Origin of the sequence: Ralstonia sp. A12, from assembly GCF_000801955.1 — a bacterium.
In the GTDB taxonomy this organism is placed as follows: Bacteria; Pseudomonadota; Gammaproteobacteria; order Burkholderiales; family Burkholderiaceae; genus Ralstonia.
Genome location: NZ_JSZO01000015.1, coordinates 1 through 12,950, shown reverse-complemented (window position 1 = coordinate 12,950; position 12,950 = coordinate 1). Strand labels below are relative to the sequence as shown.

The window sequence follows — 12,950 nt, the reverse complement described above, 5'->3', positions numbered from 1 at the left end:
CCAAAGAAAGTAAGCAAAGAAATGCGCGCCCGAGATGGCGACCCATCCCTTGAATTTTCGTGACCGGGCGGAGGCGGGGAAAACTCGCTGCGCTCAAACAGTTCCCCACCTTTTTTCCGCCCGCTTACGAAAATTCAAGGCGCCATCAAGGGCAGGTACAGCCAAACCGTCTGGGCGCATTGGCGAGCGCCAGGGCGGGGCGCACGGAGACTGGCGGTCAGCCGCGACGCGGCTTCTCGCTGAACCTCGCCACCATCTCCGCCCAACCTTCGGGCCCCAACCGCTCCATCGTCGCAATATTCCGCTCGTAGATGTTCGCTGCATCGGGTACGGCTGCGGCAGCGCGGGCGATGCTGTCTTCGCGCAGCAGATGCAGAATCGGCGCGGGTGCGCGGTTGGTGGCGTTGGCGATGTCGTCCGGATCGGCATCAGCAAAGACGAAGTCGGGGTGGAAGCTGGCGAGTTGCAGTTCACCCTCGAAGCCGGCCTTGGCGAGCAACGCTTCTGCGCGCTCGGTGAGGGTGTGGAAATCGAAGAAGTCGGCCAGCGCGGGGACGAGCAGCAGCGTGGTGTCGACTTCAGTGGCGGGCGTGCTGTGCAGCAGGTCGGCTTCGGCGCGCAGGTGGTCGAGCACGTCGCCGTCCATCGTGGCGCGGCTCACCGCGTAGCGCACCTGGCGTTTGACGTGCACGGCCTTGGCGAACGGGCATAGGTTCAGGCCGATCACCGCGTCTTCCAGCCAGCGCTGCACGCGGGCGACGTGGTCGGCGGCAGCGTCTTCGCTCAGCGATAGGGCGTCGGCGGGTGGGTCGAGCAGGACGAAGTTGGGAGCGCGGTCAGACACGGTGCAGCCGAAGAAAGAAACCAGCGCGCAGTGTAGTCGATGGCCCGGGAGCGCTTCTTGCGGCAACAAGGGTGTTGTGACTTGCAGCATCCGGCGTGCGGCTTTGAGGTGCGCCGAGATCACTGGGAGGTGCCTCGCGCACCGCTCATGTGGTCAGTCCATCCCTCTGAATGAACTGAGAAGGAGCCCAACCATGATCGAACAGCGTGGATTCAGGATCGCTTTCGCCATGGCTGCCACGCTCGCCGCGTCGGCCGCCTTGGCCCAGATGACACCCGCACCGCAGACGTCGCCGCAAACCACCGGCACTGTGCAGACTGCGCCGAGTGGTCAGGAGCCCGTAACGTCGTCGTCGGACCCGTTGGTGCAAAAGCGCATCGAAGACAAGGCCGCCCACGATGAGTACAAGGCCCGCAAGTCGGCAGCCAAGAGTGCCTACAAGAGTGAGGTGAAGGGCGCGAAGATCAATCGCAAGATCGAGAAGAAGGAGGCCCGAGCCGAACGTAAGGAGAAGATGATGGAGCAAGGCGGCCCCGCTCAGACGCCAGTCAGCGAAGGCAAGTAAGCGGTGGATTGCACCATGAAGAAAGGCGACCAGAGAGTCGCCTTTTTTTTGTGCCGGTGCGTGGTGCTCAATGCCCGCGCGTGGTCGGCAGGCGTACCTGCGCGACGGCCATTTCCCACTGCGCCATGCGGCTCAGGGCCTCGTCGCGGCTGATGACCGGATGGAAGGTGCGCGAGGCACGCCATTGCTGGGCGACTTCCGCCTCGTCCTGATAGAAGCCGGTGGCGATGCCGGCCAGGTAGGCGGCGCCGAGTGCGGTGGTCTCGATGATTTCGGGGCGCACAACGGGGATGCCCAGCAGGTCGGCCTGGAATTGCAGCAGCAGGTTGTTGGCCGAGGCGCCGCCGTCCACGCGCAGTTCCGAAATGGCGGAGACGGCATCGCGCGTCATGGCCTGCAGCAACGCGGTGCTCTGGAAGGCGATCGACTCCAGCGCAGCGCGGGCAATATGGCCGATGGTCGTGCCGCGCGACAGGCCAACGATGGCGCCCTGTGCGGTTGGGTCCCAGTACGGCGCGCCCAGGCCGGTGAAAGAGGGCACGAACACCACGTTGCCGGAATCGGGCACCGAGGCAGCCAGGCCTTCCACGTCGGCCGAGCGCTGGATGGCGCGCAGGCCGTCGCGCAGCCATTGCACCACCGCGCCGCCGACAAACACGCTGCCTTCCAGTGCGTAGCTGCGCTTGGTGCTGCTCTGGCAGGCGGCCGTGCTGATCAGGCCGTTGTGCGATTGCACGGCCTTGTCGCCCGTGTTGAGCAACATGAAGCAGCCAGTACCGTAGGTGTTCTTGGCCATGCCGGGCTTGAAGCACGCCTGCCCGAACAGGGCGGATTGCTGGTCCCCCGCAATGCCGCCAATGGTGAGCGAGGCGCCGAGCCAGTCGGCGTCGGTCTGCCCGAACTGGTACGCAGATGGATGCACCTCCGGCAGCAGGCTCGGGTGGATGTCGAGCGCGCGCATCAGGTCGGCATCCCACTGGCCGGTGTGGATGTTCCACAGCATCGTGCGCGACGCGTTGGACACATCCGTTACGTGCAGGCGGCCGCGCGTGAGTTGCCACACGATCCAGCTATCGACCGTGCCGAAGGCGAGTTCGCCGCGTGCAGCGCGCTCACGGGCGCCGTCCACGTGGTCGAGAATCCAGCGCAGCTTGGTGGCAGAGAAATACGGGTCGATGACGAGGCCGGTGCGCTTGCGCACTTCGTCTTCCAGGCCTTCGGCGCGCAGGCGTTCGCAAATGCTCTCGGTACGGCGGTCCTGCCACACGATCGCGTTGAAGATGGGTTTGCCGGTGGCGCGTTCCCACACCACGGTGGTTTCGCGCTGATTGGTGATGCCCAGCGCGGCCATGTCGGCGGCCGTCAGCTTGGCTTGTTCGAGTGCGGCGCGGCAGGTGGCGAGCTGGCTGTTCCAGATGTCGAACGGGTCGTGCTCAACCCAGCCGGGCTGCGGAAATTGCTGCGGAAACTCCTGCTGGGCGCTGGCCACGATCTGGCCGGCACGGTTGAAGACGATGGCACGTGAGCTGGACGTGCCCTGGTCGAGCGCGAGGAGGTATTCCATAAGGCAGAAAAGAGTGACCGCCGGGCACGATCAGCCGGCCCGGCGGTGGGTGAAACGGATGCAGGCATGGTAGCCCGCCGGCCCCGTGTTGGCGACCGGCGGACACGCGATTTAACGCACCTTGCCTTCCTTCCAGGCGGCCAGCAGCTTGTCGTAGGCCACCGTCTCACCCTTCGGACGCTCGTTGTCGAGCTTCTTCCACGGGGCGTGCTCAGCCGACAGCCACTTCGACGGATCGCTTTCCGGGTTCAGCTTGGGCGCGCAGTTCTTCATGCCGGCGCGCTGCAGGCGACCCATCACCTGATCCATTTCCTTGGCCAGATTGTCCATGGCGGCTTGCGGGGTCTTCTCCGCGGTCACGGCCGTGGCGACGTTCTTCCACCAGAGCTGCGCCAGCTTCGGATAGTCGGGCACGTTGTTGCCGGTCGGCGTCCAGGCCACGCGGGCCGGGCTGCGGTAGAACTCGATCAGGCCGCCGTACTTGGCTGCGTTCTTGGTGAAGTAGTCGCTGTGGATGTCCGAATCACGAATGAACGTGAGGCCGGTGATCGACTTCTTGAGCGACACGGTCTTCGACGTGACGAACTGCGCGTACAGCCACGCAGCCGAGCGGCGCTCGAACGGGGTGGACTTGAAGAACGTCCACGAGCCGACGTCCTGGTAGCCGTTCTGCATGCCGTCCTTCCAGTACGGGCCGTGCGGCGACGGGGCCATGCGCCACTTGGGCGAGCCGTCGGCGTTCACGACCGGGCCCGGCTTGGTCATCGGCGCGGTGAAGGCGCTGTACCAGAACACCTGCTGGGCGATGTGGCCTTGTGCGGGCACCGGGCCAGCTTCGTTGAAGGTCATGCCGGTCGCCTCGGGCGGGGCGAACTTCTTCATCCAGTCGATGTACTTGGTGAGGGCGTACACGGCAGCAGGGCTGTTGGTGGCGCCGCCGCGCGACATCGATGCGCCCACCGGTGCGCAGCCTTCCACGCGGATACCCCATTCGTCGACCGGCAGACCGTTCGGGATGCCCTTGTCGGCGGAGCCGGCCATCGACAGCCACGCATCGGTAAAGCGCCAGCCCAGCGACGGATCCTTCTTGCCGTAGTCCATGTGGCCGTAGACGCGCTTGCCGTCCAGTTCCTTCACGTCGTTCGTGAAGAAGTTGGCGATGTCTTCATAGGCCGTCCAGTTGACGGGCACGCCCAGGTCGTAGCCGTACTTGGCCTTGAACTTCTCTTGCAGGTCCTTGCGGGCAAACCAGTCGGCGCGGAACCAGTACAGGTTGGCGAACTGCTGGTCGGGCAGCTGGTACAGCTTGCCGTCCGATGCGGTGGTGAAGCTCGTGCCGATGAAATCCTTCAGGTCCAGGCCCGGGTTAGTGAACTCCTTGCCTTCGCCGGTCATGTAGTCCGACAGCGGCATCACCACGCCATAGCGGTAGTGCGTGCCGATCAGGTCAGAGTCGGAGATCCAGCCGTCATAGATGCTCTTGCCCGACTGCATCGAGGTCTGCAGTTTTTCGACGACATCGCCTTCCTGCATGATGTCGTGCTTGACCTTGATGCCGGTGATTTCTTCGAAGGCCTTGGCCAGCGTCTTCGATTCGTAGGCATGCACGTCGAGCGTTTCCGACACGACGTGGATCTCGGTCACGCCCTTGGCCTTGAGCTTGGCCGCGGCATCGATGAACCACTTCATTTCCGCCATTTGCTTGTCTTGCGACAGCGTGCTGGGCTGGAATTCGCTGCTGACCCACTTCTTGGCTTCGGCTTCGCCGGCGTGTGCTGCGCCGACCGCCAGGGCGCTCGCCAGTGCAATCGCACTGATCTGATGCGTCATGCGCCAGGATGTTTTCATCGGTATCTCCTCGTGCTTGTTGGCTTGTTGTTCTCCCCGCAGCGAAAACATCCGGCATTCCGACGCGGGGAGCGTGATGGAATGCGTGTGCCCGTACGTCAGTGTGGGCGTGGAAGCGCGGCATTCTGCCGACACTTCCGGTCCTGCGTAATCGAGACTGCCTTCTAACTGCGTGTGTGGTGCGGGCGTGCTCAGCCGCGCCACAGGATCAAGAGCAGCACCACCATCGAGGCGATGAAGCCGCCCCAGGCACCGGTCTCTTCCGATGCGAGGCCGACCCACGCCAGGTTGATGTATGCGGCCGTCAACAGGCCGATGAAGAGGCGGTCGCCACGCGTGGTGGCAATGGGCAGCAAGCCCTTGCGCTCCACCGTCGGGCGGGTCACCTCCCAGATCGTCATGCCGGCCAGCATCAGGGCGATGCAGCCAAAGAAGATCGCCACTTCGGGCGTCCAGGCCATCCAGCTGAACATGGCTGTGTCTCCCGTTTCTTGTTTTAGACGCGGCCCATCGCGAAGCCCTTCGCGATGTAGTTCCGCACAAACCAGATCACCAGCGCGCCGGGAATGATCGTCAGCACGCCGGCCGCTGCCAGCACGCCCCAGTCCATGCCCGAGGCCGACACCGTGCGCGTCATCACCGCGGTGATCGGCTTGGCATCCACCGAGGTGAGTGTGCGTGCGAGCAGCAGTTCCACCCAGCTGAACATGAAGCAGAAGAACGCCGTCACGCCCACGCCCGCCTTGATCAGCGGCAGGAAGATCTTCAGGAAGAACGCGGGGAAGCTGTAGCCGTCGATATAGGCCGTCTCATCAATCTCGCGCGGGATGCCAGACATGAAGCCTTCCAGAATCCACACCGCCAGCGGCACGTTGAACAGCATGTGTGCCAGCGCCACGCCCAGGTGGGTGTCCATCAGGCCGACCGTCGAATACAGCTGGAAGAACGGCAGCAGGAACACCGCGGGCGGCGTCATGCGGTTGGTCAGCAGCCAGAAGAACATGTGCTTGTCGCCCAGGAAGCGGTAGCGCGAGAAGGCATAGGCTGCCGGCAGCGCCACCACGGTCGAGAGCACCGTGTTCATCGTCACGTAGATGATGGAGTTGATGTAACCCCAGTACCACGACGGGTCGGTGAAGATGATCTTGTAGTTGTCGAACGTGACGAGCTTCGGCCAGATCGAGAAGCCGGCCAGCGTCTCCTCGTTGGTCTTGAGCGACATGCTCAGCATCCAGTACAGCGGCAGCACCGCAAACGCCACGTAGATGACGAGCGTGATCGCGCGGGCGATCTTGCGTTGATGTTCGTTCTTTTGATTACGCATGGTCGTCTCCCACGGCCGTGCTGGCACTGCCCATGCGCTGCATCCAGTTGTAGAGGACGAAGCAGAACAGCAGGATGATGAGGAAGTACACGATCGAGAACGCTGCCGCCGGGCCCAGATCGAACTGGCCCACCGCCTTCTGCGTCAGGTACTGCGACAGGAAGGTCGTGGCATTGCCGGGGCCGCCGCCGGTCAGCACGAACGGCTCGGTGTAGATCATGAAGCTGTCCATGAAGCGCAGCAGCACGCCGATCATCAGCACGCCGCGCATCTTCGGCAACTGGATGTAGCGGAACACGGCCAGTCGGCTTGCGCCATCAATCTCCGCAGCCTGGTAGAACGCATCCGGAATCGAGCGCAGGCCGGCATACGCCAGCAGCGCCACCAGCGGCGTCCAGTGCCAGACGTCCATGATGAGCACGGTGATCCACGCGTCGAACGAGTGCGACGTGTAGTTGTAATCGATGCCCATCTGGTTGAGCCAGTAGCCGGCCAGGCCGATGTCGGAGCGCCCGAAGATCTGCCAGATCGTGCCGACCACGTTCCAGGGAATCAGCAGCGGCATGGCGAGCACCACCAGCGCCGCCGAGGCCTTCCAGCCCTTGCTCGGCATCGCCAGCGCCAGGCCGATACCCAGCGGAATTTCCACCGCCAGCACGCACAGCGAGAAGATCAGCTGGCGGGTGAGGGCGTCCTGCAAGTCACCATCGCGCAGGATCTGGCGGAACCAGTCCACGCCCACGAACACGTGCTGCTCGGGGCTGATGATGTCCTGCACCGAGTAGTTCACCACCGTCATCAGCGGCAGGATGGCGGAGAACGCCACGCACAGGAACACCGGCAGGATCAGGAACCACGCCTTATTGTTGAGCGGCTTGTTCATCGGCCGATCCTCTCGTCGTTGCTGTAGTACAGCGTCTGCGGCGCATCCAGGCGCAGCCACACGCGCGAATCGGTCACGGCGATCTCGTTGGGCAGCTTGGCCTTGATGGGCAGGCCGCCCGTTTTTTCACCATTCGCACCCAGGCTGGCCGTCAGCAACTGGTGCGTACCCAATTGCTGCACCTGATGCACATTGGCCGCCACGGTGCCGACTTCGCCTGGCGCGGCCAGTTGCACGAACTCCGGACGGATGCCGAGCTTGAGTGAACCGTTTGCGTGCTTGAGCGTAGACAGCGTGTCGCGGCTCACCGACAGGCGCTGGTCGCCCAGCGCGATCACGTCGCCATCCACCGTCACCGGGTAGAGGTTCATGCCCGGGCTGCCGATGAAGTAGCCGACGAAGGTGTGGTCCGGTCGCTCGAACAGTGCTTCCGGCCCGCCTTGCTGCACCACCTTGCCTTCGGTCATGACGACCACCTCGTCGGCAAAGGTCAGCGCTTCCACCTGGTCGTGCGTCACGTAGATCAGCGTGAGCTTCAGTTGCTGGTGAATCTTCTTGAGCTGGCGGCGCAGTTGCCACTTCAGGTGCGGATCAATGACGGTGAGCGGCTCATCGAACAGGATGGCCGCCACGTCCTTGCGCACCAAGCCGCGGCCCAGCGAGATCTTCTGCTTGGCATCGGCTGCCAGGCCCGAGGCGCGGCGCTTGAGCGCGTGCTGCAGCTCCAGAATCTCAGCCACTTCTTCCACGCGCTTCTTCACTTCGGCTTCCGGCGTCTTGCGGTTGCGCAGCGGGAAGGCGAGGTTGTCGAACACGGTCATCGTGTCGTAGATGACCGGGAACTGGAACACCTGCGCGATGTTGCGCTCGCGCGGGCTGGCGTGCGTCACGTCCTGGCCATCAAACAAGACCTGACCTTCAGAGGGAACCAGCAGCCCCGAGATGATGTTCAGCAGCGTGGACTTGCCGCAGCCCGACGGGCCCAGCAGTGCATACGCACCGCCGTCGCGCCAGGTCATGTTCATCGGCTGCAGCGCGTAGTCGGACAGCGCTTGCGGGTTGGGGCGATAGCTGTGCCCCAGGTTGCGGAATTCAATGCGCGCCATGTGCGTCTCCCTGCTTGGGCGCGCTCACCAGCTTGCCCGCGTCATCGAACAGGAACAGCTCAGCCGGATCGACAAACACATCCAGCGCGGCACCCAGTTCGAACTCATGTACGCCCGGCAACTGCGCGACCAGGCCGATGCTGTTCGACTGGCCGGCGGCATGCGCACGCACGTGCAGATACGTCTCGGAACCCGACAGCTCGGCCAGCTCCACCGCCCCTGGCAGGGCGACGCTGCCGCCGTTGCGCGGCGCCAGGCGGATGTGGCTCGGGCGCAAGCCAATGCGGCAGCGCGTGCCGGTGGCCATCGGCAGTGGGCGCGTCCAGGGCACGTCGATGCCTTGCGGCAAGCGGATGTGGTTGCCTTCGGCCACGGTGGCTTCCAGCACGTTCATCGGCGGGTCGTTGAAGATGGCGGCGGCATTGACCGACACCGGCACTTCATACATGTCGAGCGTCCGACCTGACTGCAGCACGCGGCCTTCATGCATGACGACGGTGTGGCCGCCCAGCAGCAGGGCTTCCTGCGGCTCGGTGGTGGCGTACACCACGGTCGTGCCACCATCGGCAAAGAGCGAGGCCAGTTCGGCGCGCAGTTCTTCGCGCAGCTTGTAGTCGAGGTTGACCAGCGGCTCGTCCAGCAGCACCAGCGGCGCTTGCTTAACCAGCGCCCGTGCCAGTGCACAGCGCTGCTGCTGGCCGCCCGACAGTTCGGCCGGCAGGCGTTGCAGCAGGTGTTCGATATGCAGCTTGGCGGCGACGGCGCGCACGCGCGTATCGATCTCGCCTTTGTTGGTGCCCTGCAGACGCAGCGGCGAGGCGATGTTGTCGTACACCGTCATCGCCGGATAGTTGATGAATTGCTGGTACACCATCGCCAGATTGCGATCGCGTACCCCGACGCCCGTCACGTCCTTGCCGTCGACCAGTACGCGGCCGGTGGTCGGCCGGTCCAGCCCGGCCATGATGCGCATCAGCGTGGTCTTGCCGGCTTGCGTCGGCCCGAGCAGCACGTTGATCGCGCCGGGCGCCAGCCGCAGGCTGGTCGGGTACAGATGTGTCTGCGCCCCGACCATGGCCGTAACCTGGTCCAGTTCCAGAATCAATTGTGTCTCCCGTCTTTTGCTTCTACTTCTTGATCTGTGTGCGGGCCCCCCGGCCCGTTTGCTGCTGTGCCGCTTGCCTCAGGGGGCGCGTTCTGCCACCGGGGCGGCTTCGTTCTCCGGCAGATGCCGCATCAGCCAGCCTTCCAGGCGGCTACGGTCGGCATCGCTGGCGTACAGCCCCAGCTTGGTCCGCCGCCACAGGATGTCCTGCGCCGTGCGGGCCCATTCGTGTTCGATCAGGTAGCGGATTTCCGCTTCATACAGACCAGGCGTCACCTCCGCGCCCAGGTCTTCCAGGCGCGCGGCGCCCGCCAGCAGCGTGTTCGTGCGGGTGCCATACTGGTGCGCATAGCGCGTTGCCAGCTTGGTCGGCAGCCAGGGCAAACGTTTTTGCAGGCGCGTCACGAACTCGTCGAACGTGTATTCGGCGACGAGCTGGCCCGGGGCTTCCAGGTCCCCGCCCGGCAGGGATGCGGTGGCCGTCCACGATGGCTTGCCAGCGGCAGGCAGGTGCGGGGCCAGTTGGTCCAGCGCCTCTTCGGCCAGCTTGCGGTAGGTCGTGATCTTGCCGCCCCACACGTTGATGAGCGGTGCGCTGTTGCCGTCGGCACCGGTTTCGCACTCGACCAGGTAGTCGCGCGTGATGGCCGAGGCGTTGGCGGCGCTGTCATCCAGCAGCGGACGGACTCCCGAGTACGTCCACACCACATCCGCCGGCGTGAGTTGTTGCTCGAAATAGCGGCTCGCCATTTCGCACAGGTATTGAATTTCGCCGGCGTCGATGGCCACCTGATCCACCGAACCCTTGTATTCCAGGTCGGTCGTGCCGATCAGCGTGAAATCGTTCTGGTAGGGGATCGCAAACACGATCCGCCCGTCCGGGTTCTGGAAGATGTAAGCGAACGGGTGATCGAACATCCGCCGCACGACGATATGGCTGCCCTTGATCAGGCGCAGGCCGCGCGTGCTCGGCAGCGCGTGCGCGGAGCGGGCAAAGTCTGCCGCCCACGGCCCGGCCGCGTTGACGATGGCCTTGGCGCGCACCGAGCGGATGCCGTCCGGTCCCGCTAGCGAGGCATGCCAGCCGTCGGCGCGGCGCTCGGCGTTCAGGCAGCGTGTGCGGGTGAGGATCTGCGCGCCGCGGTCAGCCGCGTCACGGGCGTTGAGCACCACCAGGCGGGCGTCATCCACCCAGCCGTCGGAATAGACGAAACCGCGCGTGTAACCCGGCTTGAGCGGCTGGCCCGACGGGTGCCGCGCCAGCTTGATCGACTCCGAGCCCGGCAGAAAACGCCGACGCGCCAGATGGTCATATAAGAAGAGGCCCGCGCGGATCATCCACGCCGGGCGTTGTGCAGCATCGTGCGGCATCACGAAGCGCAGCGGCCACATGATGTGCGGCGCCACGCGCAGCAGCACTTCGCGCTCCTGCAGCGCCTTGCGCACGAGGCTGAATTCGTAATATTCGAGGTAACGCAGCCCGCCGTGGATCAGCTTGGTCGAGGCCGAAGAGGTGTGCTGGGCCAGGTCGTCCTTTTCACACAAGACCACCGACAGGCCACGGCCCACAGCATCACGCGCGATACCCACGCCGTTGATGCCGCCTCCGACCACCAGCAGATCACAGTCCAGATGCGACGCGTCAGAGAGTTGCATGGGTTGGAATCTGTTGATTTACGCGCCATTTGTTGCGAATTCTTGCGAATGGTGACGCGTTCGCGGATAGTGTAGTGAAAGGCGAAAATAAAGCAACATAGGGAATCGCCTAATTCGCTCACATATGTTCGTTTATGTTCATTTGATGAATTGATGCTTCCCCGCCACCGCCAGATCCTTGAGTACGTCCGCCAGCACGGCGATGCCTCCGTCGATGCGCTTGCCCGTGTGCTCGGCGTCACCACCCAGACCATCCGCCGCGACATTCGCCAGCTTGAGGACGAGCGCCTGCTGGCGCGTTACCACGGCGGCGTTGGCCTGCCGTCGTCGGTCGAGAACATCGACTACGACCAGCGCCAGGTCCTGCATATTGATGCCAAGCGCAGCATTGCCGAAGCGGTCGCCCGCCATGTCGAGCCCGGCCGCTCGCTCATCATCAACATCGGGACGACCACCGAAGAGATTTCCAAGGCGCTCGTCGGTCGCAAGGGCTTGCGCGTCATCACCAACAACCTGAACGTCGCATCGATCTTGTCGGGCAGCCCCGATGCCGAAGTCATCGTCGCTGGCGGCCTGGTGCGCAACCGCGACCGCGGCATCGTCGGCGAGGCCACGATCGACTTCATGAAGCAGTTCCGGGTCGACATCGGCATCATCGGCGTCTCCAGCATCGACGAAGACGGCACGCTGCTCGACTACGACTACCGCGAAGTGCGCGTTGCCCAGGCCATCATCGAGCAATCACGTGAAGTCTGGCTCGCCGCCGACCACTCCAAGTTCGGTCGCCGCGCTGTGGTGCGTCTCGGGCACGTTTCGCAGATCGACAAGTTCTTTACCGACGTGCCTGTGCCCGAGCCGATGGCGGAGGTCTTCCGTGCTGCCGAGGTCGAGGTCATCGTCGCCAGCGAAGCGGTCTGAGCTTGATCTGACCCCCATCAGTGTTCGCCCGGTCGACTACAGTGAAATGACAGGGTGCGCACCTCGCGCGCCGTCATTCTCACCACGCCGTCCACCCGGGGAGCATCGTGAGCGAGCACTCACATTCGGCACTCCTTTCGATCTTCGCGGATATCGTCGTCGAACACGTCGTCGCTTTACGTAGCGCTCTGGCCAAGCTGGCAGCGCCCAGGCCCAGCGACGAAGATCTCCATCAGTTCCGTGTCACGTTGCGCCGGCTACGCTCGGCCTGGGTGACATTCGCCCCGGTTCTGCCGGAGGCGTTCGCTGCGGAGTGGAAACCACGTCTGCGGGCGCTGGCGGCATGCACTGGTCCTGTCCGCGAATGGGATGTGCTCCTATTAGATTGGCTCCCCGCTGCCCAGGGCTCGCTGTCTGGGGACGATGGGGCCGGTCACGCCTGGATTGCGGCGGCAGTCACCAAGGCTCGCGCTGCCCGCAATCGCACCTGGCGGGCGCTGCGGGCCGAGCTGGCTTCATCGGATGTCTTGAGTACGCTCGACGCGCTGGAAAACGTCGTTGCGCCATTCCGGCGGCAGATCGAGTTGAAAGCGCAGCCGCATACCAAGTTCGCCCGCGCTCGCGCGCAGGTGCTCAGAAGGAAGCTGGTTCGGCGTGGCAAGCAGCCCAAGCGGGCGTCGTCCGCGCGCCTGCATTTGGCGCGCATTGCTGCCAAGCAGTGGCGCTATCTATATGAAGCGTTCTATCCGGCGCTCGGCGTGCGAGCGTCCAGCCGCTACTGCGCCCATCTGCGTAAGCTGCAGGATGCGCTGGGCGAGGTACACGATGCGGGGGTCTCCCTAGCGCGCGCCGCCGAGGCGGTGAAGAAGCCCCCGCCCGCCTCCCTCGTGAGCGCGTTTCACATACGCGCCCGTGCAGCGCGAAAGCGTGCTGCCAAGCAGCTGCGCTGGATACGCGATCACGGGGCTGAGTAACCCCCTCAAAAGTGCAGAAAGACCCCACAAAAAGAAAGGGCTTGTGCACTTCGAAGAACTTGCCTATAGTTCGCCCCTCGCTGCACGACACAGCGCCGAAACGAAAGCGACGGTGGTGGTGTTGGAGCGGTGGAGAAGTAGATGTGGTGCGGGTTTCCGGCCG

12 protein-coding genes are annotated in these 12,950 nt (G+C 64.2%); 3 read left to right on the top strand and 9 right to left on the bottom strand.

The window, feature by feature from the left end; translation table 11 throughout:
* Nucleotides 1-217: 217 nt before the first annotated feature.
* Entirely contained in the window at nt 218-844 is a 627-nt protein-coding gene (locus PI87_RS18580) for a DUF1415 domain-containing protein (RefSeq protein ID WP_039599212.1), read from the bottom strand.
* 193 nt (nt 845-1,037) lie between these two features.
* Here PI87_RS18580 and PI87_RS18575 point away from each other — a divergent pair, with 193 nt between their 5' ends.
* Nucleotides 1,038-1,409 carry a hypothetical protein gene (locus PI87_RS18575; protein WP_039599211.1) on the top strand — a complete coding sequence of 124 codons (372 nt, stop codon included), beginning with the start codon at nt 1,038-1,040 and terminating at the stop codon, nt 1,407-1,409.
* A gap of 67 nt (nt 1,410-1,476) precedes the next feature.
* On the opposite strand, the gene glpK is transcribed toward PI87_RS18575, so the two are convergent.
* The 8 genes from glpK to glpD form a co-directional block, all read right to left on the bottom strand.
* Nucleotides 1,477-2,973 carry a glycerol kinase GlpK gene (glpK, locus tag PI87_RS18570; protein WP_039599210.1) on the bottom strand — a complete coding sequence of 499 codons (1,497 nt, stop codon included), beginning with the start codon at nt 2,971-2,973 and terminating at the stop codon, nt 1,477-1,479.
* Between the two features lie 111 nt (nt 2,974-3,084).
* A complete protein-coding gene (locus tag PI87_RS18565; RefSeq protein WP_039599209.1) occupies nt 3,085-4,821 on the bottom strand; it encodes an ABC transporter substrate-binding protein in 1,737 nt (578 codons plus the stop codon).
* A 191-nt stretch (nt 4,822-5,012) separates the two neighbouring features.
* Nucleotides 5,013-5,294: a DUF2160 domain-containing protein gene (locus tag PI87_RS18560; protein WP_039599208.1), complete on the bottom strand. Its 282-nt coding sequence runs from the start codon at nt 5,292-5,294 to the stop codon at nt 5,013-5,015.
* 23 nt (nt 5,295-5,317) lie between these two features.
* Nucleotides 5,318-6,145, bottom strand: a complete 828-nt coding sequence (locus PI87_RS18555; RefSeq protein ID WP_039599207.1) for a carbohydrate ABC transporter permease — start codon at nt 6,143-6,145, stop codon at nt 5,318-5,320.
* The gene (locus tag PI87_RS18550) at nt 6,138-7,028 is read right to left on the bottom strand and encodes a carbohydrate ABC transporter permease (protein ID WP_021197336.1); all 891 of its coding nucleotides are present in this window, start codon (nt 7,026-7,028) and stop codon (nt 6,138-6,140) included. Before PI87_RS18550 ends, PI87_RS18555 begins: the two co-directional genes overlap by 8 nt.
* A complete protein-coding gene (locus tag PI87_RS18545; protein ID WP_039599206.1) occupies nt 7,025-8,134 on the bottom strand; it encodes an ABC transporter ATP-binding protein in 1,110 nt (369 codons plus the stop codon). The genes PI87_RS18550 and PI87_RS18545 overlap by 4 nt, the downstream gene beginning before the upstream one ends.
* Nucleotides 8,121-9,239 (bottom strand): ABC transporter ATP-binding protein, encoded by a 1,119-nt coding sequence (locus PI87_RS18540; RefSeq protein WP_039599205.1) that lies wholly within the window; start codon nt 9,237-9,239, stop codon nt 8,121-8,123. The genes PI87_RS18545 and PI87_RS18540 overlap by 14 nt, the downstream gene beginning before the upstream one ends.
* A 78-nt stretch (nt 9,240-9,317) precedes the next feature.
* Nucleotides 9,318-10,895 (bottom strand): glycerol-3-phosphate dehydrogenase, encoded by a 1,578-nt coding sequence (glpD, locus tag PI87_RS18535; protein ID WP_039599204.1) that lies wholly within the window; start codon nt 10,893-10,895, stop codon nt 9,318-9,320.
* A gap of 87 nt (nt 10,896-10,982) precedes the next feature.
* Here glpD and PI87_RS18530 point away from each other — a divergent pair, with 87 nt between their 5' ends.
* Both PI87_RS18530 and PI87_RS18525 read left to right on the top strand, forming a co-directional pair.
* Nucleotides 10,983-11,813, top strand: a complete 831-nt coding sequence (locus tag PI87_RS18530; RefSeq protein ID WP_442965500.1) for a DeoR/GlpR family DNA-binding transcription regulator — start codon at nt 10,983-10,985, stop codon at nt 11,811-11,813.
* A gap of 107 nt (nt 11,814-11,920) precedes the next feature.
* Nucleotides 11,921-12,787, top strand: a complete 867-nt coding sequence (locus PI87_RS18525) for a CHAD domain-containing protein (RefSeq protein ID WP_039599202.1) — start codon at nt 11,921-11,923, stop codon at nt 12,785-12,787.
* The last annotated feature ends 163 nt before the right edge of the window (nt 12,788-12,950 follow it).

Bases quoted from the DNA above. Each gene is read 5' to 3' on its own strand.
- PI87_RS18575 (WP_039599211.1), top strand. From the start codon at position 1,038: ATGATCGAACAGCGTGGATTCAGGATCGCTTTCGCCATGGCTGCCACG.
- glpK (WP_039599210.1), bottom strand. From the start codon at position 2,973: ATGGAATACCTCCTCGCGCTCGACCAGGGCACGTCCAGCTCACGTGCC.
- PI87_RS18565 (WP_039599209.1), bottom strand. From the start codon at position 4,821: ATGAAAACATCCTGGCGCATGACGCATCAGATCAGTGCGATTGCACTG.
- PI87_RS18560 (WP_039599208.1), bottom strand. From the start codon at position 5,294: ATGTTCAGCTGGATGGCCTGGACGCCCGAAGTGGCGATCTTCTTTGGC.
- PI87_RS18555 (WP_039599207.1), bottom strand. From the start codon at position 6,145: ATGCGTAATCAAAAGAACGAACATCAACGCAAGATCGCCCGCGCGATC.
- PI87_RS18550 (WP_021197336.1), bottom strand. From the start codon at position 7,028: ATGAACAAGCCGCTCAACAATAAGGCGTGGTTCCTGATCCTGCCGGTG.
- PI87_RS18545 (WP_039599206.1), bottom strand. From the start codon at position 8,134: ATGGCGCGCATTGAATTCCGCAACCTGGGGCACAGCTATCGCCCCAAC.
- glpD (WP_039599204.1), bottom strand. From the start codon at position 10,895: ATGCAACTCTCTGACGCGTCGCATCTGGACTGTGATCTGCTGGTGGTC.